This window comes from Kitasatospora sp. NPDC127067 (assembly GCF_042724755.1).
Taxonomy (GTDB): Bacteria; Actinomycetota; Actinomycetes; order Streptomycetales; family Streptomycetaceae; genus Kitasatospora; species Kitasatospora lactacystinica.
The window spans coordinates 1-23,241 of the sequence record NZ_JBHXEM010000066.1; the positions used below are offsets into that span (position 1 = coordinate 1).

The 23,241-nt window shown below is 75.1% G+C and carries 19 protein-coding genes; 12 read left to right on the forward strand and 7 right to left on the reverse strand.

Going from position 1 to position 23,241, the window contains the following annotated elements:
* The first annotated feature begins 163 nt into the window (after positions 1-163).
* From ACFWJ4_RS24675 to ACFWJ4_RS24685, 3 genes are all read left to right on the forward strand, one after another.
* Entirely contained in the window at positions 164-841 is a 678-nt protein-coding gene (locus tag ACFWJ4_RS24675) for a class I SAM-dependent methyltransferase (RefSeq protein WP_380547028.1), read from the forward strand.
* Between the two features lie 138 nt (positions 842-979).
* Complete coding sequence (locus tag ACFWJ4_RS24680) at positions 980-1,735, forward strand: SDR family NAD(P)-dependent oxidoreductase (protein ID WP_380547030.1); 756 nt, start codon at positions 980-982, stop codon at positions 1,733-1,735.
* A 114-nt stretch (positions 1,736-1,849) separates the two neighbouring features.
* Positions 1,850-2,455 carry a TIGR03086 family metal-binding protein gene (locus tag ACFWJ4_RS24685; protein WP_380547032.1) on the forward strand — a complete coding sequence of 202 codons (606 nt, stop codon included), beginning with the start codon at positions 1,850-1,852 and terminating at the stop codon, positions 2,453-2,455.
* Between the two features lie 99 nt (positions 2,456-2,554).
* On the opposite strand, the gene ACFWJ4_RS24690 is transcribed toward ACFWJ4_RS24685, so the two are convergent.
* The 3 genes from ACFWJ4_RS24690 to ACFWJ4_RS24700 form a co-directional block, all read right to left on the reverse strand.
* A complete protein-coding gene (locus ACFWJ4_RS24690) occupies positions 2,555-3,721 on the reverse strand; it encodes an alpha/beta hydrolase (RefSeq protein ID WP_380547034.1) in 1,167 nt (388 codons plus the stop codon).
* 121 nt (positions 3,722-3,842) lie between these two features.
* Positions 3,843-4,310 carry a (2Fe-2S)-binding protein gene (locus tag ACFWJ4_RS24695; protein ID WP_380547036.1) on the reverse strand — a complete coding sequence of 156 codons (468 nt, stop codon included), beginning with the start codon at positions 4,308-4,310 and terminating at the stop codon, positions 3,843-3,845.
* Between the two features lie 44 nt (positions 4,311-4,354).
* The gene (locus ACFWJ4_RS24700) at positions 4,355-6,835 is read right to left on the reverse strand and encodes a molybdopterin cofactor-binding domain-containing protein (protein WP_380547037.1); all 2,481 of its coding nucleotides are present in this window, start codon (positions 6,833-6,835) and stop codon (positions 4,355-4,357) included.
* A gap of 452 nt (positions 6,836-7,287) precedes the next feature.
* On the opposite strand from ACFWJ4_RS24700, the gene ACFWJ4_RS24705 reads away from it, so the two are divergent.
* From ACFWJ4_RS24705 to ACFWJ4_RS24720, 4 genes are all read left to right on the forward strand, one after another.
* The gene (locus tag ACFWJ4_RS24705; RefSeq protein WP_380547039.1) at positions 7,288-8,562 is read left to right on the forward strand and encodes an MFS transporter; all 1,275 of its coding nucleotides are present in this window, start codon (positions 7,288-7,290) and stop codon (positions 8,560-8,562) included.
* A 97-nt stretch (positions 8,563-8,659) separates the two neighbouring features.
* Positions 8,660-9,484, forward strand: a complete 825-nt coding sequence (locus ACFWJ4_RS24710) for a Mut7-C RNAse domain-containing protein (RefSeq protein ID WP_380547041.1) — start codon at positions 8,660-8,662, stop codon at positions 9,482-9,484.
* A 95-nt stretch (positions 9,485-9,579) separates the two neighbouring features.
* On the forward strand, positions 9,580-9,705 hold the full coding sequence (locus tag ACFWJ4_RS24715) for a hypothetical protein (protein WP_380547043.1): 126 nt from the start codon (positions 9,580-9,582) through the stop codon (positions 9,703-9,705).
* A complete protein-coding gene (locus ACFWJ4_RS24720; RefSeq protein WP_380547045.1) occupies positions 9,702-11,588 on the forward strand; it encodes a CocE/NonD family hydrolase in 1,887 nt (628 codons plus the stop codon). The genes ACFWJ4_RS24715 and ACFWJ4_RS24720 overlap by 4 nt, the downstream gene beginning before the upstream one ends.
* A gap of 70 nt (positions 11,589-11,658) precedes the next feature.
* On the opposite strand, the gene ACFWJ4_RS24725 is transcribed toward ACFWJ4_RS24720, so the two are convergent.
* Positions 11,659-12,735, reverse strand: a complete 1,077-nt coding sequence (locus ACFWJ4_RS24725; RefSeq protein ID WP_380547047.1) for a restriction endonuclease — start codon at positions 12,733-12,735, stop codon at positions 11,659-11,661.
* Positions 12,736-13,032: 297 nt separating this feature from the next.
* Between ACFWJ4_RS24725 and ACFWJ4_RS24730 the strand changes: the two genes are divergently transcribed.
* The gene (locus ACFWJ4_RS24730) at positions 13,033-13,533 is read left to right on the forward strand and encodes an inorganic diphosphatase (RefSeq protein WP_380547049.1); all 501 of its coding nucleotides are present in this window, start codon (positions 13,033-13,035) and stop codon (positions 13,531-13,533) included.
* A gap of 52 nt (positions 13,534-13,585) precedes the next feature.
* On the opposite strand, the gene ACFWJ4_RS24735 is transcribed toward ACFWJ4_RS24730, so the two are convergent.
* Entirely contained in the window at positions 13,586-14,845 is a 1,260-nt protein-coding gene (locus tag ACFWJ4_RS24735; protein ID WP_380547051.1) for a pyroglutamyl peptidase, read from the reverse strand.
* A 284-nt stretch (positions 14,846-15,129) separates the two neighbouring features.
* Here ACFWJ4_RS24735 and ACFWJ4_RS24740 point away from each other — a divergent pair, with 284 nt between their 5' ends.
* Positions 15,130-16,230 carry a TerD family protein gene (locus tag ACFWJ4_RS24740; protein WP_380547053.1) on the forward strand — a complete coding sequence of 367 codons (1,101 nt, stop codon included), beginning with the start codon at positions 15,130-15,132 and terminating at the stop codon, positions 16,228-16,230.
* Between the two features lie 115 nt (positions 16,231-16,345).
* Entirely contained in the window at positions 16,346-16,960 is a 615-nt protein-coding gene (locus ACFWJ4_RS24745; RefSeq protein ID WP_380547055.1) for an SUKH-4 family immunity protein, read from the forward strand.
* Positions 16,961-17,089: 129 nt separating this feature from the next.
* Here the strand turns inward: ACFWJ4_RS24745 and ACFWJ4_RS24750 are convergent, their stop codons facing one another.
* A complete protein-coding gene (locus ACFWJ4_RS24750) occupies positions 17,090-17,725 on the reverse strand; it encodes a TetR/AcrR family transcriptional regulator (protein WP_380547057.1) in 636 nt (211 codons plus the stop codon).
* A 117-nt stretch (positions 17,726-17,842) separates the two neighbouring features.
* Here ACFWJ4_RS24750 and ACFWJ4_RS24755 point away from each other — a divergent pair, with 117 nt between their 5' ends.
* Positions 17,843-18,880: an aldo/keto reductase gene (locus ACFWJ4_RS24755; protein ID WP_380547098.1), complete on the forward strand. Its 1,038-nt coding sequence runs from the start codon at positions 17,843-17,845 to the stop codon at positions 18,878-18,880.
* 165 nt (positions 18,881-19,045) lie between these two features.
* Here the strand turns inward: ACFWJ4_RS24755 and ACFWJ4_RS24760 are convergent, their stop codons facing one another.
* Positions 19,046-20,020 carry an NAD-dependent epimerase/dehydratase family protein gene (locus ACFWJ4_RS24760; RefSeq protein ID WP_380547059.1) on the reverse strand — a complete coding sequence of 325 codons (975 nt, stop codon included), beginning with the start codon at positions 20,018-20,020 and terminating at the stop codon, positions 19,046-19,048.
* A gap of 369 nt (positions 20,021-20,389) precedes the next feature.
* On the opposite strand from ACFWJ4_RS24760, the gene ACFWJ4_RS24765 reads away from it, so the two are divergent.
* Positions 20,390-23,161 carry an SdrD B-like domain-containing protein gene (locus ACFWJ4_RS24765; protein ID WP_380547061.1) on the forward strand — a complete coding sequence of 924 codons (2,772 nt, stop codon included), beginning with the start codon at positions 20,390-20,392 and terminating at the stop codon, positions 23,159-23,161.
* Positions 23,162-23,241 lie beyond the last annotated feature (80 nt).

Below are 23,241 nucleotides of genomic sequence, written 5' to 3' on the forward strand. Positions count from 1 at the left end.
GCCCTGGACGGGGCGGCCGCTCCGGCCGGTTCCGGTGCGTTCGCGGGCCGTTAACGGCCCGTTACGGGCCGCTGCGGGCCGCCGTAGGCCCCGGCAGGCCTTTGCGGGGCCGCGTCCCCCGTGTGAGGTCGGCCGTCGCGCCCCTCGCCGGTAGGGTCGGCCGATGGTCCGACTGATCGACGACAGTGAGCTCACCGCCTCCCCGGTGGTGGCCAACAGCACGATGAACCGCGAGCGCGGGCTCACCGGGGTGAACAGCTACGCCCGCGAGCTCGGCTTCGACCCGCTCGCCTGGCTGGCGGAGCACGGGGGCGCGACGCCGGGGTGGCTGGACCTGTGCAGCGGCGAGGGCCGGGCGCTGCTGGCGGCGGCCCGGAGCCGGACCCCGGGGGCGGTCGTGGAGCTGACCGGTGTGGACCTGGTCGGCCCGCCGGCCCCGCCGCCGGACCTGGCGGAGCTGCCGCACCTGCGCCTGGTCACGGCGGCGGTGGCGGACTGGGAGCCGGAGCGGTCCTACGACCTGATCACCTGTGTGCACGGGCTGCACTACCTCGGCGACCAGCTCGGCGCGATCGCCCGCGCCGCCTCCTGGCTGACCCCGGACGGCCGGTTCGCCGCGCACTTCGACCCGGAGTCGGTGCGCCGCCCGGACGGCTCCGGCGCGGCCCGCGCGGTGGTGGCGGCGCTGCGGTCGGCCGGCTTCGATTACCGGGCGCGCCGGCACCTGCTGGTCCTGGACGGCGGGCGGAAGGTCGCGCTGCCCTTCGCCTACGCCGGAGCCGACCCGGCGGCCGGACCCAACTGGACGGGTCAGCCGGCGGTCGGGTCGTACTACCACTAGTGGGTGTGCGCCGGGGTGCGGGGGCGCCGCACGGCATTGTTGAACGTTGAACGCAACGTCCGAATACCGCCGGAGGTTTGAAGCCCGCCGGACCAGGATCGAGTCATGTCCGAGATCGGAACGAGGAGTTCTGGAGATATGACGATGAACGGTGCGATGGTGCTCGACGGCAAGGTGGCCCTGGTGACCGGCGGCAGCCGGGGGATCGGGGCGGCGGTCGCCCTGCGGCTGGCCGAGGACGGCGCCGACGTGGTGGTGACCTACCAGGGCGGTGCGGAGCGGGCCGAGGAGATCGCCGCGAAGATCACCGCGATGGGGCGGACCGGATGGGCCGTACGGGCGGACAGCGCCGACCCGCAGGCGGTGGAGGGCGTGGTCGAGGCCGTCGTCGAGCGGTTCGGGAAGCTGGACGTCCTGGTGAACAACGCTGGGGTCGGCGTCCTCGGCCCGATCGGCGACCTCACCCTGGCGGACGTCGACCGGGTGCTGGAGGTGAACGTCCGGGCACCCTTCCTCTACGCCCGGGCGGCCTCCGCGCACCTGGCCGAGGGCGGACGGATCGTCACCGTCGGCAGCTGCATCGCCCAGCGCGTCGCCTTCCCCGGCGCCACGCTGTACGCGACCAGCAAGGCCGCGCTGATCGGCCTGACCAAGGCGCTGGCCCGGGAGCTCGGGCCGCGCGGGATCACCGCCAACCTGGTCCACCCGGGGCCGATCGACACCGACATGAACCCGGTCGACGGCCCGTCGGCGGAGTTCCAGAGCGGGCTCACCGCGCTCGGCCGCTTCGGCACCGGCGCGGACGTCGCCGCCGCCGTCGCCTACCTGGTGGGCGAGGACGGCCGGTACGTCACCGGCGCCGAGCTGGCCGTGGACGGCGGCTTCGCCGCCTGACGCGCGGGGCCCGGCGGGCACGGTGTCGTGCCGGGCGGTTGTCGGCGCCCGCGCTTACGATCGCCCGGCACGACCCGTGCTCCCGTACCGGGACCCCGTACCGAGAGGTGTGCCATGACCGCAGCGGAAGACCCGATCGGGCTGCTCGCCCGGGCCCTCGCGCAGACCGCCGGGCTGATCGACGGCACCGGCGTCGAGCTGGCCGGCCACCCGACGCCCTGCCGCTCCTGGGACGTCGGCGACCTGATCAGCCACCTCCTGCACGACCTGCGGCAGTTCACCGTACGGGCGAAGGGCGGGCAGCCGGACTGGTCGCAGCCCTTCAAACGGGTCGAGGAGGACTGGCTGCACGCCTTCGAGGCCGGGGCGGAGGAACTGGTCGACGCCTGGCGCGCGGCCGGCGACCTCGGCGGCACCCTGGAGATCCCCGGCTTCGGCGTCCTGCCGGCCCGCTTCCCGGTCGACCAGCAGACCGCCGAATTCGCCGTCCACGGCTGGGACCTGGCCCACGCCACCGGCCAGTCCACCGAGGGCCTGGACCACGAGGTCGCGCTCGCCGCGCTCGCCTGGGCCGGTGGTGCGCTCAAGCCCGAGTACCGCGGCGCGGAGGAGGAGCGGCACGCCTTCGGCCCCGCCGTCGCCGTCCCCGACGACGCCCCGGCGTACGACCGGCTCGCCGCCTTCTTCGGCCGCGACCCGGCGGCGGGCCTGACGAGTTAGGCAGGGCCTGCCTCCGGACCCCCGGCCGCGGGGAGGCGCGCACCCCGGCGCCGCTCCCCGGCGCCGCACCCCGGCGCCGCTCCCCGGGGCCGGCGGTTCCTACGGGTGGCTCCAGCGGAACTCGATCTCCGGGTGGCGCGGCGACGGGCCGTCGAGGAGCGGGGAGGGGCGGTCGCGCAGGAAGCGGTCGGCGAAGGCCCGGACGTAGGTGCGGGTGAGCGCGGTGGCGCGGGCCGGGGGCAGGGTGCCGAGCAGGGCGGTGACGACCTCGGCGGGGAGGTGGTCCGGGAGGTTGCCCGGGGCGGCGGCGTGCGGCAGGTCGGTGAAGCCGAGGTGGCCTGCGCCCAGGGTGCGCAGCTGGCGGCCCCAGGCACGGTGGTGCTCGCGCCAGCGCTGCCAGGTGTCGTGGTCGTCGAGCGAGGTGAGCAGCAGGAACGGGCGGTCCAGCCCGAGCTCCGGGACGGGCGAGCCGAACAGGCCGCCGTCGAGGTCGAGGCCGATCCGCAGGCGCCGGTCCTGACGGAGCGCCTCGGCGGCCGCGGCTCCGCCCATGGAGTGGCCGAGCACGCCGATCCGCTCCTCGTCGATCCGGAACGGCAGCCGGCGGCCGGTCAGTTCACCGATGACGAAGCGCAGGTCGCCGACCCGCGCGGCGATCTCCTTGCGCTCGGCGGCGTCCCAGTCCGGCGGGTCCTCCGGCAGGACGCTGAGCACCAGTCGGCCGTCCGGGAACTCGACGGCGGCCGCGTCGTAGGTGTGGTCGACAGCCGCGACGAGGTAGCCGTGCGCGGCCAACTCCTCGGCCAGCGCGGTGCAGTTGCTGCGCCCGCCCTTGCGGCCGTGGCCGAGCAGCAGCAGGGGGAGCGGGCCGGGGTGGGCGGGTGCGCCGGCGCGGGCGGTGGGGCGGACCAGGGCGAGGGTGCCCGGGTCCAGCGGCAGGCTCCGCTCGATCACGGCCGCGACCCGGGGGGTGGTGTAGGGCGCGCGGTGCCGGCCGGCGGTGCCGCGCGCCGGGTACCAGAACTGCACCATCAGCTCGCGCGGGCCGGGGGCGGGTGCGAACGGGTCGGGTCGGTCGTGGTCCACCAGGTGCAGGCTCGTGGTGCCGACCGGCCGGCCGACGGTGGGCGCGGGCAGGTCGATGGTGCGGCGCGGTGCGGGCAGGTCGACGGTGCGCGGCGGGGCGGCCAGGGCGGGTCCGGCGGGCAGCAGGGCGGTGGACCCGCCCAGGCCCGCGAGGGCGAGCAAGGAACGGCGCCTGATCATGCGTCATCCTTGCCGGCTCGGCGACTGGGTCCGGCAAGCCTAGGTGGTCCGGACCGGCCGGGCCAGGGGCCGCGGAGTGCCGATCCGCCCAGGGCGGCCCAGGTCGTTCAGCGAGGGCGGCTCAGGGCTTGGCGGCCTGCCGCGCGGCGGCCTGCTTGATCGCCTCGCGGATGCGCGGGTAGGTGCCGCAGCGGCAGACGTTCTGGATCCGGTCGATGTCCGCGTCCGTCGGGTTCGGGGTGCGGCGCAGCAGGGCGACGGCGGTCATGATCTGGCCGGGCTGGCAGAAGCCGCACTGGGCGACGTCGCAGGCGAGCCAGGCCTCCTGGACGGGGTGGAGGACCTCGCCGTCGGCCAGGCCCTCGATGGTGGTGACGGTGTGGCCCCCGCAGTCCTTGACGGACCGGGTGCAGGGCTGGAACTCCTCGCCGTCCAGGTGGCTGGTGCAGGCGCGGCAGACGCCCACCCCGCAGCCGTACTTGGGGCCGGTGACGCCGAGCTTGTCGCGCAGGACCCAGAGCAGCGGCATGTCGTCCGGGGCCTCGACGCTGACGGGCCGCCCGTTGAGGACGAAGGTGTGGGTGGGCATGGGGAGTCGGGATTCCTCAGCAGGTGGTCGGATGGTGCCGGTGGTCAGAAGGCGATCGGGAAGGAGCGGGGGCTGGTGCCGGTCGCGCGGGCGTAGGCGTTGGCGACGGCGGCGGAGGCGGCCGGGACGCCCAGCTCGCCCGCGCCGCCGGGCGGTCCGCTCGGCGGCATCAGGTGGACCTCGACCACCGGCGGGGTGTGCCGCTGCCGGGCGTAGTGGAAGTCGCTATAACTGCCTTCCCGGAAGGCCCCGTTGTCCAGGTGGTTGCCGGCCTGGAGGATCACCGAGATGCCGTCGACCAGCGCGCCGGTCAGCTGGGCCTCCAGGCCCCTGGGGTTGATCACCCGGCCGACGTCGGCGACGACGACGGCCTTGGTCACCCGGGGGTTGGCGCGGTCGGTGGCGTCCAGCTCGACCAGGTACCCGGCGCTGGCGCTGTGCTCGTCGTGGTAGCCGATGCCCTGGGCCTGGCCGGGAGGCATCGGGCGGCCCCAGTTGCCGCGCTTGGCGAGCTCGTCCAGCACCGCCCGCCCGGCGGCGCTGCGCATCCGGTCGCGGCGGAAGCCCAGCTCGTCCTGGCCCATCCGGCGGGCGAGTTCGTCCATCATGATCTCGTCGGTGACCCGGACGGTGCCCGAGTAGACCGAGCGCCAGCTTCCGGTGTTCAGCTCCAGCGGCACCTCGGCGAGCAGCTGGGTGGGCACTCCGACGTCGTACGGGATCTTCTCGGTGAGCAGGAAGAACAGTTCGGAGGCGGTGAGCCCGGCCAGCGGGAGGTTGTAGCCGGCGGCGGTGAGCATGTCGCCGAGGCCGTGCCCGAGGTCGGTCCGGACGCCGGCCACGTGGTGCTCCCAGCTGAACACCTGGCCGAGGCCGTAGGTGGCCCGGATGACGTGGTGGCTGGCCGGGCGCACCCGGCCGTGGCGCATGTCGTCGTTGCGCGTCCACATCAGCTTGACCGGGCGGCCGGCGGCCTTGGAGACCTGGGCGGCCTCCAGGGCGGCGTCGAAGAACAGCCGGCGGCCGAACGAGCCGCCGCCGCGCACCACGTGGACGGTGACGGCGTTCTCCGGCAGGCCGAGTTCGGCGGCGATGGTGCCCTGGGCGAGGATCGGGCTCTGCGAGGCGAACCAGAGCTCGGCGCGGTTCGGCCGGACGTCGGCGACGGCGGTGAGCACCTCCATCGGGGCGTGGTTGACGAAGGCGAAGTCGAACTCCGCCTGCACCCGGTGGGAGAGCAGCGGCGGCGGGAGCGAGGGCAGGTGGGCGGCGCGCAGCCGGGACCGGACGTCGGCGTCGGACAGGCCCGCGACCGGGCCCGGGTTCCAGGTGGTGCGCAGCGCGTCGCGGGCCTTGAGCGCCTGGTCGAAGGTCTCGGCGAGGACTGCGACGCCGGTCGGGATCCGCACCACGCCGAGCACCCCGGGCATGGCGCGGGCGGCGGAGGCGTCCAGGGACTTGAGGGTGCCGTTGACGGTGGTCGGCCGGGCGACCACGGTGGGCACGGCGCCCGGGATCTGGAGGTCCCCGGCGTACTTGGCGCGGCCGGTGACGATGTCGCGGGCGTCGATCCGGCCGGTCGGCCTGCCCACCAGGCGCAGCTGGTCGGCGGTCTTGGGGACGGCCGGGACGGCGGGTACGGCGACTTTGGCCGCCTCGGCGGCGAGGTCGCCGTAGCCGAGGCGGCGGCCGTCGGGGGCGAGGACGGCGGAGTCGGCGGTGCGCAGGGTGGTCGCCGGAACGTTCCAGCGCTTGGCGGCGGCGGTCACCAGCCGGGCGCGGGCGGCGGCGGCCGCGGCGCGCACCGGGTCGTAGAGCGAGCGGATCGAGTTGGAGCCGCCGGTCAGCTGGTTGAAGAGCAGCTCGGGGCGGGAGTCGCTGAGCGGGACGTCGACGTCGGAGAGGCGGGCGTCGAGCTCCTCGGCGACGATCATGGCGATCGAGGTGGTGAGGCCCTGGCCGACCTCCAGTCGGGGCAGGTGCAGCGCGGCCCGGCCGGCGGGGGTGACTTCGAGGACCAGCAGGTGCGCGGTCGGCAGACCGGCGATGATCATCGCGTCGCCGAGGTCGACGATGTCGGGGATGCCGGGCAGGCCGATCAGCTGATGGGGGAGGGCGGTCTCCCGGACGGGTACGGCGGCCGAGGCGGGCCGCGGGACGGGGGTCGGGGCGGCGGCCCGTGCGGGGGCGGGCGCGGCGGCGTCGAGGCCGGGACCGGCGGCGATGGTGAGGGTGGGCGCGGCCAGCAGGTAGGTGAGGAAGCGCCGGCGGCGGGTGGCCCCGTTCGGTGCCGCGGTGTCAGAGGCTGTAGGGGTGTCCGGGGCGGTCGGGGCGGCGGCGGTGTCCGGGCCGCCGGGGAGGGCGCGGGTGTGCGGGTGGTCGGTGCCGCCGGGTCGGCTGGGGGAGTCCGAGGGGGCGGTGGAGGTGCTGATGGGGGGGCCACCCTTCGAGCCGGGGACGGCGACGGGAACGGGGCGGGCGGCGTGGCCCCGGCCCGGTGCCGGATCGCGAACGCCGTTGAGCATAAAAGGGCGCTACTGACGGGTCAACACGGTCAAAGTTGGCCCCTGGTCTGCCCGATCGCGGTTTCGCGGCGGGCGGCCGGAGTGGATTCGGAGCGGGTACGGACGGCGCTTCGGAGGCGCGGGCGAGGCCGGGGCGAGCTCGCCCGGAAGGGCTCGGAGGCGCCAACTGGCGCCTCTCGCACGCGGGTTCAGGGGTCGGTCGGCGGTGCGGCGGCGCGAGGGATTGGCCCAGGGAATTCCTTGATCACTGGACCGTTCCACTGGGCCGGTTTTTCCCTAGAGTGGGGGGCGTGCCGGCACCGGCGGTCGCGGAGATCGGCTCCGCGCGCCGCCCGTCCGGCGGTCGCGGACGGGGGTGACGGTCCGTGAAGACGTTTACGCAGGTGGACGCGTGTGGGTGACCGCCCGGATGCGTTCGGCGGGTGACACCCGCACACCAGAGAAGGAGGAGCATGCCGACCGACCGAGCCGCCCGTTGGGACGCCCTGCCGCCCGCCGGGCCCCAGCGGACCCTCGCGGCCGCCCAGTTGGCCGCCGCCGTGGGCGACGGCGCCTACTACACCTGCTCCGCGCTCTACTTCACCCGGGTCGTCGGGATGTCGCCGACCGCCCTCGGGCTCGGCCTCACCCTCGCCTGGGCACTCGGCTCCGTCGCTGGCGTCCCGCTCGGCCACCTCGCCGACCGGCGCGGCCCGCGCCGCACCTCGGTGGTGCTCGCACTCGGCACGGCGGCCGTGGTCGCCGCCTTCCTGGTGATCCGCTCCTACCCGCTGTTCCTGCTCGCGGTCTGCCTCTACGCCACCGCGCAGTCCGGCCTGACCGCCGCCCGCCAGGCGCTGGTCGCCGCCCTGGTGCCGCCCGCGCAGCGCACCGCCCTGCTCGCCCACATCCAGTCGACCCTCAACGGCGGACTGGCCGTTGGCGCGGCGATCGGCGGCATCGCGCTCAGCGTCGGCACCCGCGCCGCCTACCTTTCGGCCTTCGCCGTCACCGCGTTCGGCTTCCTGCTCAGCGCGCTGGTCCTGCGGCGGCTGCCCGAGGCCCCGGCCCCGGCGGGGCCGTCGGACGCCGGGCCGCGGCTCGCCGTGCTGCGCGACCGCCGGTACGCCGCCGTCACCGCGGTCAACGCCGTCCTGCTGCTGCGGATGCCACTGCTCAGCCTGATCATCCCGCTCTGGATCGCCGCGCGCGCCCCCGGGATCGGCTGGCTCGGCTCGGCGCTGTTCGTACTCAACACCCTCGCGGTGCTGGCCTTCCAGGTCCGGGCGGCACGCGGCATCACCGGACTGGACCCGGCCGCCCGGGCGGTCCGCTCCGCCGGGCTGCTGCTGCTCGGCTCCTGCGCCGTCTTCGGGCTGTCCGCGCTGGACGTGCCGGTCTGGGCGGTCGGCGCGCTGCTGGTCGCCGCCTCCGTCCTGCAGGTGGCCGGGGAGATGAAGCAGTCGGCCGGCAGCTGGCAGATCGCGTTCGACCTCGCCCCGGCCGGGCGGATCGGCCAGTACCAGGGCTTCTTCGGCACCGGCGTCGCCGTCGCCCGCACCCTCGGGCCGCTGCTGCTCACCACGCTGCTGCTGGACGGGGGCCTGGCCGGCTGGCTGGTCCTCGGCGGGGTGTTCCTCGCGGCGGGGTACGCGATGGGGCCGGTCGCCCGCTGGGCGGCGCGGGACCGCGGCCCCGCGGTGCCACCGCCGTCGCCGGTGGCCGCGGGTGCGTCGCCGGGGGCCTGAGCGCGAACGCCGCGGTGGCGGGCCACGACGGCGGGCCCGGGGGAGCGGGCCGGAAACCCGGTGGCCCCGGCCCGCCGCCCGCTGGCATGCTGGCCGCGTGGACCGACCTCAGATCCGGCTCGACTTCGCCCCCGAGCTGCACCTCTTCGTCTCCGCGCCCCGGCGGGCCGGCCGCACCTCGCTGCGCACCGACGGCAGCTCCACCCTCGGCCACGTCGTCGAGTCGCTGGGCGTCCCGCTCACCGAGGTCGGCGGCCTGCGGGTGGACGGCCGGGCCGTGCCCGACACCCACGTGCCGGCCGACGGCGAGGAGATCGCCGTCCTGGCCGTGGCCAGGCCGCAGCCCGTGCCCGGCCCGGCGCGCTTCCTGCTGGACGTCCACCTCGGCACCCTCGCCCGGCGGCTGCGCCTGCTCGGCGTCGACGCCGCGTACGAGAACCCCGACATCGGCGACGCCGCCCTGGCCGCCCGCTCGGCCGCCGAACAGCGAATCATGCTCTCCCGCGACCGCGGACTGCTGCGCCGGCGCGAACTGTGGGCCGGCGCCTACGTCTACAGCCACCGCCCCGCCGAGCAACTGCGCGACGTGCTCTCCCGCTTCGCGCCGCCGCTCGCCCCCTGGAGCCGCTGCACCACCTGCAACGGCACCCTGCACCCGGCCACCAAGACCTCGGTGCGCGAGCAGCTGCGGGACGGCACCGAGCGCTCCTACGACGCCTTCGCCCAGTGCGCCGACTGCGGCCAGGCCTACTGGCGCGGCGCCCACCACGCCCGGCTGGAGGCGATCGTCACCGAGGCGGTGCGCGACTTCGGCGACGGCCGGGCCGGCGGACACGTCCAGGGCTCCGGACAGGCCCAGGACTCCGGACACGTCCAGGACTCCGGGGAGGGTCAGGGCCGCATCGGGGTCGTCTCAGGGTAGGGCGCTCTGGTGGACGACCGGGCGCGCGTGGTCCCATCGACGGTGGGGGACGGGACCACGCTACTCGCTCGTACGAGAGAGGCCAGGTCGTCGCAATGAGCAATCAGGCAGGTCGGCAGCCCTTCCACAGCGCGGACGTCGGGGACGCCGCCGTGGTGACGGTCCCGGACGGCGCCGAGGTACGCCCGGAGGAAGGCCCCCGGAAGGCGACCGTCCGATGAGGCGGGGGATACCGCGCCGCCCGCTGGCGGCGCTGGTCGCGGCTGCCGCCGCACTCGGACTCTCGGTCGTCCCGGCGGCCGCCGCCGGGCCCGATACGGGGGCCGGCGGGCCCGCCGAGCCCCATCTGCGGTCGCGCTACGTGACCATGCCGGACGGGGTCCGCCTCGCCGTCGACGTCTACCTGCCCGAGGGCACCCGGGCCGGCGCCCACCTGCCCACCGTCCTGGTCACCCAGCGCTACTGGCGGGCCCGGGTCCGGGCCGGCCAACCCGGCGGTGCCGGCGGCGAGGCCGACCGGTGGACCGCCCGCGGCTACGCCTTCGTGACCGCCGACCTGCGCGGCACCGGAGCCTCCTTCGGCACCCTCACCTCCGAACTCGGCGCCGACGTGACCGCCGACAGCGGCCCGCTCAGCGACTGGATCGCCGCCCAGCCCTGGTCCAACGGCCGGGTCGGCACCACCGGCATCTCCTACGGCGGCGACACCGCGATGCTCGCCACCTCCCTCGGCAACCACCACATCACCGCCGCCGCCCCCATCTCCTACGACTTCGACCCGTACGAGGACCTGGTGCGCCCCGGCGGCGTGCTCATCGAACCGCGGATCGCCCAGTACGCGCTGCTGCTGCGCATCCTCGACGGGGCCGGCGGCACCACCTGCGAGACCGACGAGCAGACCCGCAGGCTCTGCGCGGACGTCGGCCTCACCGGCTTCCAGCCCCGGCCGGTCGACGGGCCCGACGGCCCGGCCCTGCTCGCCGCCGCGCGCGCCGAGCACACGGACAACGCCAACCTCGTCGAGATGGCGCACGCCGGCGTCCACCGCGACTACCGGGACGGCCCGAAGAGCTGGACGGTCGGCAGCGTCGGCGAGCGGACCGACGCCGTCGAGGCCGGCCGGGTGCCCGTCCTCACCCGCGCCGGCTGGCTCGACGCGGGCACCGCCAACGGGGTGCTCTCCCAGTTCACCGGCCTGTCCAACACCCAGGACGACTGGATCGGCCCGTGGAACCACGGCGCCGGCTGGCTCGCCGACCCGTTCCAGCCCGCCCGCCCGCTCACCGCGCGGGAACACGAGGAGAACGACCGGCGCGTGGTCGACTTCTTCGACCGCTACGTCCGGGGGAACGCCCGCCCCGACGGCCGCCGGCAGGTGCACTACTACACCTTCAACGAGGGCGTCTGGCGCACCACCACCCGCTGGCCGGTGCCCGGCACCCGCACCCAGCGGTTCCCCCTCGGCGCGGGCGGCACCCTCGGCACCCTCGGCGGCCTGGCGGACGACCGCCGCGGCGGCTCCGACCTGCTGCGGCTCGACCCGACCGCGGGCACCGGCCCGCTGGACCGCTGGAACACCAACCTCAGCGGAGACGAGGTCAGTTACCCCGACCGCGCCGCCGTCGACGCCAAACTGCTCAGCTACACCACCGCACCGCTGACCGCCGACACCCGGGTCACCGGCAACGGCAAGGTCGCCCTCGACGTCACCGGACTGGCCGGCTCGGCGCGCGGCGCCCTGCACGTCTACCTGGAGGACGTCGCCCCGGACGGCCGGGTCACCTATCTGACGGAGGGGCAACTGGCCCTGACCGAGCGGGCGGTGGCCGACCGCGACGACAACCCGGACTGGCGCCGGCTGCGCACCCCGCGCAGCTACGCGGCCGAGGACGCCGAGGACTTCCCGCAGGGCCGCGCCCAACGCGTCACCATCGACCTCCAGCCCGTCTCGGTGCTGTTCCGGCCCGGAGACCGGATCAGGCTCACCGTCGCCGCCGCCAACCCCGACTCCTTCCAGCTCCTCCCCGCCGACGGGCAGGCGGGCTACCGGATCGGCTGGGGCGGCGACCGCGGGTCGGTGCTGGAACTGCCCCTCGTGCACTGAGAGTTGCGCCGATAGTTGCGCCGAGAGTCGAACTGCGGGGCACCCGGTGGCGGCCGGGTGCCCCGCCCCGTCACGCGTCCACGACCTCCAGCCCGTACGCGGTCACGGCCTGGCGCAGCCCACCCGGGTACCCGGCGAGCGCCGGGGTGAACTCCCAGTCCCCGGAGGGATCGCGGTCGAACCGGCCGAGCCGCATCGCGGTGTTGGTCTCCGCGCCGTCCGCCAGGTGCACCACGGCCGCGTCCTGCCCGGAGCCGGCCTCCAGGATCAGCGCCGGCCCGGCGAATCCGCCCATGGTGGCCCCGGGGTGGTTCTCGGTGTCGGCGGCGGCGATGACGACCAGCCGGTCGACCTCGGCGGGCAGCGCGTCGAAGTCGACCATCAGGCAGGCGTTCGCGTCGCCGTAGCCGGTCACCAGCCGCACCGAACCGTCGGGCGTCGAGCCGTTGTTGTAGAAGACCAGGTGGTCGTCGGAGAGCGCCGCGTTGCCCGTGCAGACCAGCGCGGCGATGTCGTACTCCTCCTCCCCGGTCCAGTGCAGGAGCAGCCGGGAGGGCTCGGTGGCCACCTCGATCGCGGGCAGGTCGTCCAGGGCGCCGGCCGTGGCGGAGGCCTCGTCCTGGGCGTCCGCGAACACCTCGTCGAAGCCGTGGTGCCTGAGCAGCCCGACCAGTTCGGAGCCGTTGATCAGGCTGATCGGCTTGCCCGCGACGAACTGGTGCGAGCTGGGGCCGAACTTGCTGGTGGTGACCAGGACGGCCTTGGTCGCGTCCCGGTCGTGCCGCAGCGTCCCGTACAGGTCCCGCACCGCGGAGGGCGTCACCGTGTCCCGGTACCGCTTCACCTGCACGATGACGTTGCCGCCCCGGAACGGGTCCGGGTCGATGCCGCGGACGTCCACGCCGCCGTCCCGCGACCGGGCGGTGAGCTCGACCTTCATGCCCATCGCCTCCATCAGCCGGCCGATGAGGCCCTCGAACTCGACCGGGTCCATCGCCAGCAGGAGTTGGAGTTCGCGGACGCGCCTGGCCATCCGGCCGCGGTTGGCGTTGGTGTCGTCGCGGAGGTGACGGAACAGCGCGCGCTGGGCGCGGCGTTCGTCGGCGTCGGGGTTGCTGAGGCGGTGGAGCTTCCGGCTCCGGGACATGGGCGTGCCCCCTCTTGCGTGGTGACGGTTGTTGCAGGCGTCACCGTAGGGGAATCGTGGACGAAGAACTGTCGGGCCGTCGGTTCCGCCGCACAATCGAGACCTGGGCCGATACGGGCCGCCGCCGCGGCGGGTGCGGGTGCGGGTCGAGGGCCCCGGGCGCGGGCGGCGCGGGTGCCCGTCCGGGTCGGGGGGCGTTCGCGCCGGAGGGTGGCGGCGCCGGTCGAACGGCGGGGGTGCTTTCGATGGCCGTCCGGACGGCGGACAATTCCCCCAGGAGCCGAGGAGGAGGCCGCGGTGGAGTTCGAGGTGATGATCGAGATCCCGCAGGGGTCGCGGAACAAGTACGTGATGGACTTCGCGGCGGGCCGGATCCGCCTGGACCGCACCCTCTTCACGGCCACCCGCTACCCGGCCGACTACGGCTTCGTCGAGGGCACCCTCGGCGGCGACGGCGAACCGCTGGACGCCCTGGTGCTCGGCGGCGAGCCGGCCGTCCCCGGCTGCGTGCGGACCTGCCGGGCGGTGGCCATGTGGGTGATGCGCGACGAGCGCGGCCCGGACCAGAAGGTGCTCTGCGTCCCGGCCCACGACCCGCGCTACGCGGACCTGCGGGACATCGACGACCTGCGAGGGTTCGACCTGCTGGAGATCACCCACTTCTTCCTGGTCTACAAGGACCTGGAGCGCGGCAAGTCCGTCGAGGGCTCGCACTGGGCGGGGCGCGACGCCGCCTACGCCGAGATCGCCGAGTCGCGCGCCCGCGCGGTGGGCACCCGCTTCGCCGACCCGGTCTGAACGGGCGCCCGGGGGCGGGCCGGTGCGCCGGTGCCCGCCCCCGGACGGTCCGTCAGAGCCGGGCGGTGCTCAGGATCGCCCGCACCTCGTCGCCGATCGCGGCCTCGTTCCGCTCGAACTCCGGTGCGGTGAGCAGGTTCGGGTCGGCCGGCAGGCCGGTCAGGACCGGGGTGTGCAGATGGCCGCCGGGCAGGCCCGGGGCGAGGATCGTGCGCAGCCGGTTGGAGCGGTAGGCGACTTCGTTGGAGAGGTACCCGCCGCCGCCACCGGAGACCGCGCGGGAACCGGGGGTGGGGCCGTCCGGCCGGAACACGGGGGCGGTGGCGCCCGCCGGGATCTCGGTGACGAAGGTGTTGAGCAGCACCGGGTAGGGCTGCTGGACGGCCCTCATGGCGTCGGTCGGCAGGGTGGTGCGGACGAACTGCGGCCCGGGGGCCAGCCCCGGGGCGTCCACCGGGTGCTGGGTGGTGCCGCCGGAGAGCGCGGCGACGTTGTCGGTCGCCGGGTCGGCGGAGCGGGCGCGCCCGGCCCACTCCTCCAGGGTGAACTTGCCCGGGTAGCCCTGGCTGATGCTGGTGACCAGGTCGGCGGACTGCCGGCCCGGCCGCAGGTGCGGGGCGAAGGCGCGCTCCACGATGCCCCCGTCGAAGTCCCCGTAGCGCACCGGCAGCACGACCGCCCGGACCTCCGCGGTGCTGCCGTCGGCGAGCGTGATCCGCTGCCCGTGCAACTGCAGGACGGCCGAGCCGGAGGGGTTGGCGCGGCGCGGCTCGGTGTCCAGGCCGAACGGGTCGAAGCCGCTGACGAAGATCCGCCGGACGCCGCGGGCGGAGTCGAAGCCGTCGTCCAGACCGCGCGAGGCGTCCTCGAAACGGGACCGCAGCGCGGCGTGGTCGACGCCGAACCGGGGCTGCCAGCGGGCGAGCTGGACGGTCATGGCGAGCCTGGTCCAGTACAGCGGGCGGTCGTCCCGGGCGGGCAGTTCGCCGCTCGGCCGCCGGCCCTGGGCGCGGTCCAGGCCGGCCTGCCAGAGGGTCCGGCCCCAGGCGGTCACCACCCGCTCGGCCTGCCGGGCGTTGCGGGCCCCGCACAGGGCGGCGGGGAAGCCCCCGGGCAGCTCGCCCAGGCCGGAGCGCTCGGTGAAGCCGGTCGTGCGGGCGTCCTGGAGGCGGGTCTGCTCGGCGTCCAGTGGCACCGTGGCGGAGGTGCGGCAGCCGGCCGGGGCGGCCTGGGCGGCGGCCGGGGCCAGTAGGGCGGCGAGCGTTCCGGTGAGCGCGGCGGCCAGTCCGGCGGCGCGGCGTAGATATGTCATGTCCGCTGACAATAGGTCCGGACCTGACGGCCCGCCAGAGTGCCGACCCGGCGCCCCCTGCTGCCGGGCGCTCCGCCCGTCCGAGGGAGAGGCCGCGCCCGCGCCCACCGCGCCCACCGCGGTGCTTCTCCGGCCGCCGCCGGGGCGCCCGGACGGTGTTCCGCCGCTGGTGGGGCGGTGTTCCGGCCTTGACGGAAAACTGATGGTTCGACCGGGAACCGAGGCAACTTCTACAGCGTTGTCGTGGTCGAACAGCGGTACTCGTACGGTGGTGGAGGAGTTCCATGAGCGTGGCCCTGACGAAGGGCGGCAACGTCTCCCTGGGCAAGCAGGCCCCCGGGCTGAGGGTGGTCCGGGTGGGCCTCGGCTGGACGGCCGGAGCCGGGTACGACCTGGACGCCAGCGCGCTGCTCTGCGGGGCGGACGGGAAGGTCGCCTCGGACCAGCACTTCGTCTTCTTCAACAACCTGCAGAGCCCGGACGGCTCGGTCCGGCACCGGGGCGGGTCCGGCGGCGGCCCCGACCGCGAGCAGATCGAGGTCCGGCTCGCGGAGGTCTCCGCCGGGGTGGAGAAGATCGTCTTCGCGGTGGCGATCTACGACGCGGCGCAGCGGCGGCAGTCCTTCGGGCAGGTCCGCGGCGCCCACATCCGGGTCGCCGACCCGGACACCGGCGCCGAGGTGGCCCGGTACGACGTGGCGCCGGAGGCCGGCAGCGAGACGGCGATGGTGTTCGGCGAGCTGTACCGGCACGGCGCGGACTGGAAGTTCCGCGCGGTCGGGCAGGGGTATGCCGCGGGGCTCGCGGGCATCGCCGCCGACTTCGGCGTGGACGTCCTGCAGCCGGCGCCCGCCGCCGCGCCCGCCCCGGTGAAGCCGCCGGTCGCCCCGCCCGTGCCGCCCGTAGCGCCGCCCGCGCCGCCGGTCGCGCCGCCCGTTCCGGTCGCGGCCGCGGTGCCGGCCGTGCTGCCCGCGGCCGTACCCGCCGTTCCGACGACCCCGCCAGGACCAGGGAGTTCCCCCGTGACGTGTTTCTTCGACCCCTCGCACGGCGCCGGCACCACGGCGGTGTACTGGTCGCCGCAGTGGGGCGTGCCGCGCCGGATCGAGGCCTGCGTGGCCTGCGCCCAGCGGGTGCAGACCAACGTGCCGCCGTTCTACACCCCGCAGCCGGCCGGCTACCCGCAGCCGGTCCAGCAGCCGGTCCAGCAGGGCCAGCCGCAGGTGCCCGGCCAGCAGGCCCAGGGCGGGCGGCGCTTCGGCACCGGTGCGCTGATCGGTGCCGGCGCGGCCGGCCTGGTCGGCGGCGCGCTGCTGAACGAGGCCTTCGACGACGACCCGCAGGTCGTCGTCAACAACTACTACGAGGACGACGGCTTCTTCTAGGCCGTCGGGCCGGAGCCCCGGAAGGGCCGTCGGGGCGCCCCCCGGCGGCCCTCGTTGTCGGAGCGGTGCGTTTGAATGGCGCCGGAGTACCGTTCCGACCGGGGGAGACGCACCGATGACCACGACCGACGCCGAGCTGACGGCCGCCGTCCGGAACCCCGACGCGGCCTGGCTGGAGTCCTGCTTCGGCCCCGGCACGCTGTGGCGGCCCGAGCCCGCGGCGCTGCCCGAGCGGCTGACGTCGAAGGAGGCCCGGGCGTTCCTGACCGAGGTCGGCGTGCCGGCCGTCGAACTGGACTTCCTCGGCTTCGACGCCACGAAGCTGCCCGAGCGCGGGATGTGGGAGGCGGACCTGGACGAGCTGTTCGGCGAGCGCACCCCGGACGACGACACCCCGCCGAGCAACTGGGGGTACTGCGTCGGCACGTTCGACGACCAGCACCTGATGGTGGCCGGCGACACCGGCGCCGTACGGGTCTACGACCCGAACGGCTGGGACCACGGGAGCGGCTACGGCGGCCGGGCGGCCGACTCGCTGCCCGAGGTGATCGGCGCGCTGGGGCTGCTGGCCCGTCTGGAGGGCCGGATCCGCGGTGGGGACGCCAGGGCCGCGCTGGACGAGTTCGCCGCGCTGGTGGCCGCGGCGGGGCAGGGACCGGACGAGTCGGACCTCTGGGTGGGCCTGCTGGAGAACCTGCGCGAGGAGTACGAGGACCTGGACGAGGGCTGACGCCCCGGGCCCTTCCCGGCCCTTCCCGTGCCCTCCCGGCCATTTCCGGGCCCACCTCGGCCCACCCGGGCCCGACGGCCGCACAACGCTTCGGCGCTGTGCGGCCGTTCGCGTCCCTGGGGGCCGGCCCTACCCGTCCCGGCGCCGGTACGCCCCGGCCCGGGCCGCCGCCTCGGCGGCCTCCGCCGCACGGTCGGCGGACGCCTCGTCCAGCGGCTCCGCGGTGGTGAGCATCCGGTAGTAGAGCGGCGCCGAGACCGCCCGGACGACCTCGGACCCGTCGGTGTCCGGCGGGAGTTCGCCGCGTTCGACGGCCGCGGTGACGCACGGCGCCCACTCCTCGACCCGGCGCCGGTAGAAGTGCCGCAGGGCCTCGGCCGCGTCGGGGTCGCAGGTCGCCGCCACGATGACGGCGCGGAAGAGCGCGCCCTGCCGCGGGTCGGCCAGGGTGCGCTGGACGAGCCGGGCGTTGGCCCGCAGGTCCCCGGCGAGGGAGCCGCTGTCGGTGCGCGGCAGCGACTGCTCGGCCATGTCCGCGAGCAGGTCCGCGACCAGGGCGGTGGTGCTGCCCCAGCGGCGGTAGACGGTGGTGCGGCCGACCTCGGCCCGCTGGGCGATGTCGCCGAGGTCGAGGCCGCTGAAGCCGCGCTCGACCAGGGCGTCCTCGGCGGCGCGCAGGACGGCGGCGCGGACCCGGGCGGTCCGGCCGCCGGGGCGGACCGTGCCGGGCGTGGAGGGCTCGGGCGTGGAGGGCTCGACGGCCATTAACGGGATTCCTGTTCCATTAGAAGCGTGAGGTCTGCTAGGTTCAGGGCATCCTAACGGAACGGGAGTCCCATTAGGGGCTCCGAGGGGAGAACCGTCATGACCATCGCCACCGACATGGAGTACCGCAGGCTCGGCGCGTCCGGGCTCAAGGTGCCCGCGCTCAGTCTCGGCACCGGCACCTTCGGCGGCCGCGGCCCGCTGTTCGGCGCCTGGGGCACCACCGACGTCCAGGAGGCCCGTCGGCTGCTCGACATCGCCATCGACGCCGGTGTCACCCTCTTCGACACCGCCGACGTCTACTCCGACGGCGCCTCCGAGGAGGTGCTCGGCCAGGCGATCCGAGGCCGCCGCGACCAGGTGCTGATCTCCACCAAGGCCGGACTGCCCACCGGCGACGGCCCGCAGGACGCCGGAACCTCCCGCGCCCGGCTGGTGCGGAGCGTGGACGACGCGCTGCGCCGCCTCGGCACCGACCACCTGGACCTCTTCCAGCTGCACGCCTACGACGCCGGCACCCCGATCGAGGAGGTGCTCGCGACCCTGGAGGACCTGGTCCGGGCCGGCAAGATCCGCTACACCGGCGTCTCCAACTTCTCCGGCTGGCAGCTGATGAAGTCCCTCGCCCTCGCCGACCGGCACGGCCGCCCCCGGTACGCCGCCCACCAGGTCTACTACTCGCTCGTCGGCCGCGACTACGAGTGGGAGCTGATGCCGCTCGCCCGGGAGGAGGGCGTCGGGGCCCTGGTCTGGAGCCCGCTCGGCTGGGGTCGGCTCACCGGGAGGATCCGCCGCGGGCAGCCGCTCCCGGACGGCAGCCGGCTGCACGACACCGCGGACTACGGCCCGCCGGTGGAGGACGAGCTGCTGTACCGGGTGGTCGACGCGCTGGACGAGGTCGCCGCCGAGGCCGGCCGCACCGTCCCCCAGGTGGCGATCAACTGGCTGCTGCGCCGTCCGACCGTCTCCTCGGTCATCATCGGCGCCCGCAACGAGGAGCAGCTGCGCCAGAACCTCGGCGCGGTCGGCTGGGCGCTGACGGAGGACCAGGTGGCCCGGCTGGACGCGGCGAGCGCGCGCACCGCGCCGTACCCGTACTTCCCGTACCGCCGGCAGGAGGCCTTCGCCCGGCTCAACCCGCCCGTCGCGGGCTGAGCGGCCTCGCGGGCCGAGCGGCGCGGGGGCGAAGCGGTGCGCGAGCGGCGTGTGGGCCCCGGCCCGGGAGATGTCCGGGCCGGGGCCGGACCGGCTTCTGCGGGGCGGCGGTCGGCCCCACGCCGGTGGCTGCGGTGGTGGCTGCGGCGGCTGTGGCCGCGGCCCTCAGGCCTGCCGCCGGTGCCAGGCGCCGAGGAGTTCGGCCTCCCGCTCCGGGGTCAGGGCGTCCGGCAGGGGCTCGAACGGCCGGATGTCGCGGGCGGTCTCGGCCACCGGGCGGAGGGTCAGGCCGGTGGCGAGGGCGGCGGCCGGATCGGCGGTGCTGGTGGCGCGGATCTCCGGGGCGGCGGGCCACAGCGGCAGGGCGCGCTCCGGGACGCCGGCGGCGCGCAGGAAGTCCTCGGACACCCAGGTGAGCGTGGTGCCGGGCGGGGCGACCGCGGCGGCGACGGCGTCCAGCAGGTCGCCCATGCCGAACGGCGGGGGCGTGGCGGCGTGGTAGGCGCCGCGGGCGCCCTGTGCGAGGAGGCCGAGCATCCAGGCGGTGAGGTCGCGGACGTCGACCACCTGGAGCGGCGCGTCCGGCCGGCCGGGGGCGAGCACCTCGCCGCCCCGGGCGAGGCGCTGCACCCAGTGGTCGAAGCGGTGGGTGTAGTCGCGGGGGCCGATCACGTACGTCGGGCGGATCAGCAGCGTCTGCGGGCCGAAGGCCTCCCGGGCGGCGCGCTCGCACTGGACCTTGAGGACGCCGTAGCTCTCGGCGGTGACCTCCGCGGCCTCCGGGCCGTCGGCGGGGAGCAGCGGGGAGTCCTCGGCGAAGCCCGGGGCGGCCGGGGCGTCGTACACCGAGAGCGAGGAGACCAGCAGGTAGCGCCCGGCCGCGCCGGGATCGAGGGCGGCGGCCAACTCCCTGACCTGGCGCGGGAAGTAGGCGCAGAGGTCGACGGTGGCGTCCCAGCTGCGGCCGCGCAGCGCGGACAGGTCGGCGTCGCGGTCGGCGATCAGGTGGGTGGCGTCCGGGAGCAGCCCGGCGCCGGAGCGGCCGCGGTGCAGCACCGTGACCTCGTGCCCGGCGGCCAGGGCCGCCTCGGCGAAGTGGAAGCCGATGAAGCGGGTGCCGCCGATGACCAGAATGCGCATTCGGACATCGTGCCAGCCCGCCCCGCACCGGGGCCAATCGGTGCTCAAGTTGTGCGTGGGGTGGGTGAGTCGGGGCGGATGTGCGGGGTTCCGGCGGGAAGCGTGTTCGACGGTCAACGGCGTGGGAGGGCGACGAACGGCGGCGGCGGGGCGTGGCCGGACGGTCCCCGCTGGTCAGCCGGGTGCGGGCGGGGCCGGCCGAACGGCCGAGACGGTCTCGTAACGCCTGATGGCGGGTCAAAGTTCCTTGTTCCCCGGCGAACTTGTGTGAAGTCCCTTTAAGCTCCCGTTAACAATGGCGGCTTTCCGCCACTCTCGAACTCGCTCATGAGGTCGGGCGGCAGGCCCAACTTGACGATGAGAGCAGGGATGACGACGACAAGTGAACGAACCGCCGGTGCCGCGCGCGGCCCCGGCGGACGGCGGACGGGCCCGCCCGGCCGCCGCGCCGCGGGCCTTCGCACCGCGGGCGGCGCGGTGACGCTGGCCGTGCTGGCCGGATCCTGGTCCCTGGCGGCGGCCCCTCCGGCCTTCCCCCAGACCGGTGACGGTACGGTGGCGGTCCACGTGATCCGGGCCGTGGACACCGACGGCGTGTGGACGCCCGGGCTGGAATCGGGCATGGCGGGCGTGAAGGTGACGCTCACCGACGAGGCCGGGGCCTCCGTCGAGGGCACCACGGCGGCGGACGGCACGGTGACGCTGGCACCGGCCGCGAGCAAGCTGACCGGCGGCAAGTACCGGGTCCAGGTGGTGAATCCGAAGCCGGGCGTGCTCTACCCGGCCTTCGCCTCCCGCGAGGGCCTGGACGGCGGGGCGAACAAGCTGAGCTCCAACGAGGAGTTCGTCGACCTCTCCGGCGGCAAGAAGGTGGAGATCACCACCGGGCTCTGGAGCCCGGGTGACTACTGCCAGAAGAACGCGCCGCTGGTGTCGACCTGTCAGAACCCGCCCCGGGAGGGCGACGCCCAGCACACGCTGGTGTCCTTCCCGTACGACGCCCGCGGAACGGCCGGTACCGACTTCACCCTGACCGACGTGGCCACGGCCGGGCAGACCGGGAACCTCTACGGCATCGCCTGGAACAAGGCCGACCGGCGGGTGTTCTCCTCGGCCCAGGCCAAGCGGACCACCGGCTACGGCCCCGGCGGCCCGGGCGGGATCTACGTCACCGACTGGGCGACGAAGAAGACCACGCTGTTCGCCACCGTCCCGGACGCGGGCACCACCCCGCACAGCCCGGGCAACGACGACGGCTTCCTGGCCGCGCCGGGCAAGGAGAGCCTCGGCGGCATCAAGATCACCGATGACGGCAAGGACCTCTTCGTCGTCAACCTGCACGACCGCAAGCTCTACCGCTACGACGCCACCGCGGCGACGGCGGCCGCGCCCAAGGCCGCCTACGCCATCCCGGACCCGGGCTGCCCGGCGCCGGGGGACTGGCGCCCGTACGGCCTCGGCATCCAGGACGGCGCCGGCTTCCTCGGCGGCGTCTGCTCGGGCGAGTCCACCGGCAAGGCCTCGGACCTGCGGGCCGTGGTGCTGCCGTTCGACCTGGCCACCGGCGCGTTCAAGTCGGCGGTGCTGAACCAGCCGCTCGACTACCCGCGCGGCAACACGGTCGGCACCCAGTGCCCCGGCTCCAGCTGGTTCCCGTGGCAGGACAGCTTCCCGACCACCCAGAACGGCCATGCCTGCGGGGCCAACTACCTGGCCAACCCCGAGCCGGCGGTGGCCGAGATCGCCTTCGAGACCGACGGCTCGATGCTGCTCGCCTTCCGGGACCGCTTCGGCGACCAGTCGGCGGCCGGCCCGACGGCCGGCCAGGGCTCCATGGTCCTGCCCGGCGGTGACCTCATCAAGGCCTGCCCGGTGAACGGCACCTACGTGCTGGACACCAACCTGGGCTGCGGGTCCACCACCCGGGGCCAGCGGTTCTTCGACAACAGCCGGATCGGCCACAACAACCCCGCCAACGCCGGGATGGCGTTCTCGAAGGCCGAGGACTCCATCGTGATCTCGGGCTACGACAGCGACAGCAAGGCCTTCGGCTACGGCAGCGCCTTCCAGAAGCGCGACGGCAAGGCGGACGGCGGCGTGCGGCTCAACACGGCCCCGGGCGTCCCGCCGTTCGGCAAGGGCGCCGCGATGGGCGACCTGGAGGTGCTCTGCGACCAGGCTCCGCTCCAGATCGGCAACCGGGTCTGGTACGACCCCGAGCGCAGCGGCCTCCAACTGCCGGGCCAGAAGCCGGTTCCGGGTGCCACCGTCCACCTGTACGACGAGACGGGGAAGCTCGTCGGTACGACGAAGACGACCAAGCGCGGCGAGTACTACTTCGACGACAGCAACGTCGAGGGCGGCCTCAAGCCGAGGACCAAGTACACGATCAAGCTGGACAACCCGGCGGACTACGCCAAGGACGGCCCCCTCTTCCAGTGGGTGCCGACCGACCACGACGTCGGTGACAACCACTTCATCGACTCCAAGGGCATCGTTCCGAAGGACGGCAGGTTCCCGGAGCGGGCGCTGACCACCGGCGGCCCCGGCGAGAACGACCACACCTACGACTTCGGCTTCCGGCTGCAGGAGGGTGCGCTGCGCCTGGTCAAGCACGACCAGGACGGCAAGCCGCTGGCCGGCGCCAAGTTCCAGCTGTGGCACGAGACCAACGGGACCGACGGGCTCCAGCCGACCGGCGACAAGCCCGACACCAAGGTCGGTGAGCCCTGCACGACCGGCGCCGACGGCATCTGCCAGGGCACCGGCGTGCCGGGGACGTACTACTGGCAGGAGCTGAGCCCGCCGGACGGCTACGCGGCGCCGGAGGTCACCGTCCTCGGCCCGCTCAAGCTGACCTCGGCGAACCTCGACGCCGGTGTGGAGGTGACGGCCGTCAACAAGCTGATCCCCACCCCGACGCCGACCCCGACACCCACCCCGACCGAGACGCCGACCCCGGCGCCGACGTCGGCGGCTCCGGTGCCCCCGGCCCCGGTGCCCCCGGCGTCCGGGCACCTGCCCAACACCGGTGCGGGTGAAGGGATGCCGATCGTGTTGACCAGCGCGGCGGCGCTGATCGCCCTCGGCACCGCCACGGTGCTGATGGCCCGCAGGCGCAAGGCCGCCCGGCGCGGCTAGCCCCGCGCGGGGTACGTGAAGGGGGCCCGGCAGCGGGCCCGATCGGGCGGGTTCGTGGGACCGTTGGTCCCCGGGCCCGC

Coding starts and splice junctions, on each gene's coding strand:
- ACFWJ4_RS24700 (WP_380547037.1), bottom strand. CDS start 6,835: ATGCTCAACGGCGTTCGCGATCCGGCACCGGGCCGGGGCCACGCCGCC.
- ACFWJ4_RS24715 (WP_380547043.1), top strand. CDS start 9,580: ATGAGCAATCAGGCAGGTCGGCAGCCCTTCCACAGCGCGGACGTCGGG.
- ACFWJ4_RS24675 (WP_380547028.1), top strand. CDS start 164: ATGGTCCGACTGATCGACGACAGTGAGCTCACCGCCTCCCCGGTGGTG.
- ACFWJ4_RS24735 (WP_380547051.1), bottom strand. CDS start 14,845: ATGACATATCTACGCCGCGCCGCCGGACTGGCCGCCGCGCTCACCGGA.
- ACFWJ4_RS24750 (WP_380547057.1), bottom strand. CDS start 17,725: ATGGCCGTCGAGCCCTCCACGCCCGAGCCCTCCACGCCCGGCACGGTC.
- ACFWJ4_RS24695 (WP_380547036.1), bottom strand. CDS start 4,310: ATGCCCACCCACACCTTCGTCCTCAACGGGCGGCCCGTCAGCGTCGAG.
- ACFWJ4_RS24725 (WP_380547047.1), bottom strand. CDS start 12,735: ATGTCCCGGAGCCGGAAGCTCCACCGCCTCAGCAACCCCGACGCCGAC.
- ACFWJ4_RS24690 (WP_380547034.1), bottom strand. CDS start 3,721: ATGATCAGGCGCCGTTCCTTGCTCGCCCTCGCGGGCCTGGGCGGGTCC.
- ACFWJ4_RS24680 (WP_380547030.1), top strand. CDS start 980: ATGACGATGAACGGTGCGATGGTGCTCGACGGCAAGGTGGCCCTGGTG.
- ACFWJ4_RS24760 (WP_380547059.1), bottom strand. CDS start 20,020: ATGCGCATTCTGGTCATCGGCGGCACCCGCTTCATCGGCTTCCACTTC.
- ACFWJ4_RS24685 (WP_380547032.1), top strand. CDS start 1,850: ATGACCGCAGCGGAAGACCCGATCGGGCTGCTCGCCCGGGCCCTCGCG.
- ACFWJ4_RS24740 (WP_380547053.1), top strand. CDS start 15,130: ATGAGCGTGGCCCTGACGAAGGGCGGCAACGTCTCCCTGGGCAAGCAG.
- ACFWJ4_RS24745 (WP_380547055.1), top strand. CDS start 16,346: ATGACCACGACCGACGCCGAGCTGACGGCCGCCGTCCGGAACCCCGAC.
- ACFWJ4_RS24765 (WP_380547061.1), top strand. CDS start 20,390: ATGACGACGACAAGTGAACGAACCGCCGGTGCCGCGCGCGGCCCCGGC.
- ACFWJ4_RS24720 (WP_380547045.1), top strand. CDS start 9,702: ATGAGGCGGGGGATACCGCGCCGCCCGCTGGCGGCGCTGGTCGCGGCT.
- ACFWJ4_RS24755 (WP_380547098.1), top strand. CDS start 17,843: ATGGAGTACCGCAGGCTCGGCGCGTCCGGGCTCAAGGTGCCCGCGCTC.
- ACFWJ4_RS24705 (WP_380547039.1), top strand. CDS start 7,288: ATGCCGACCGACCGAGCCGCCCGTTGGGACGCCCTGCCGCCCGCCGGG.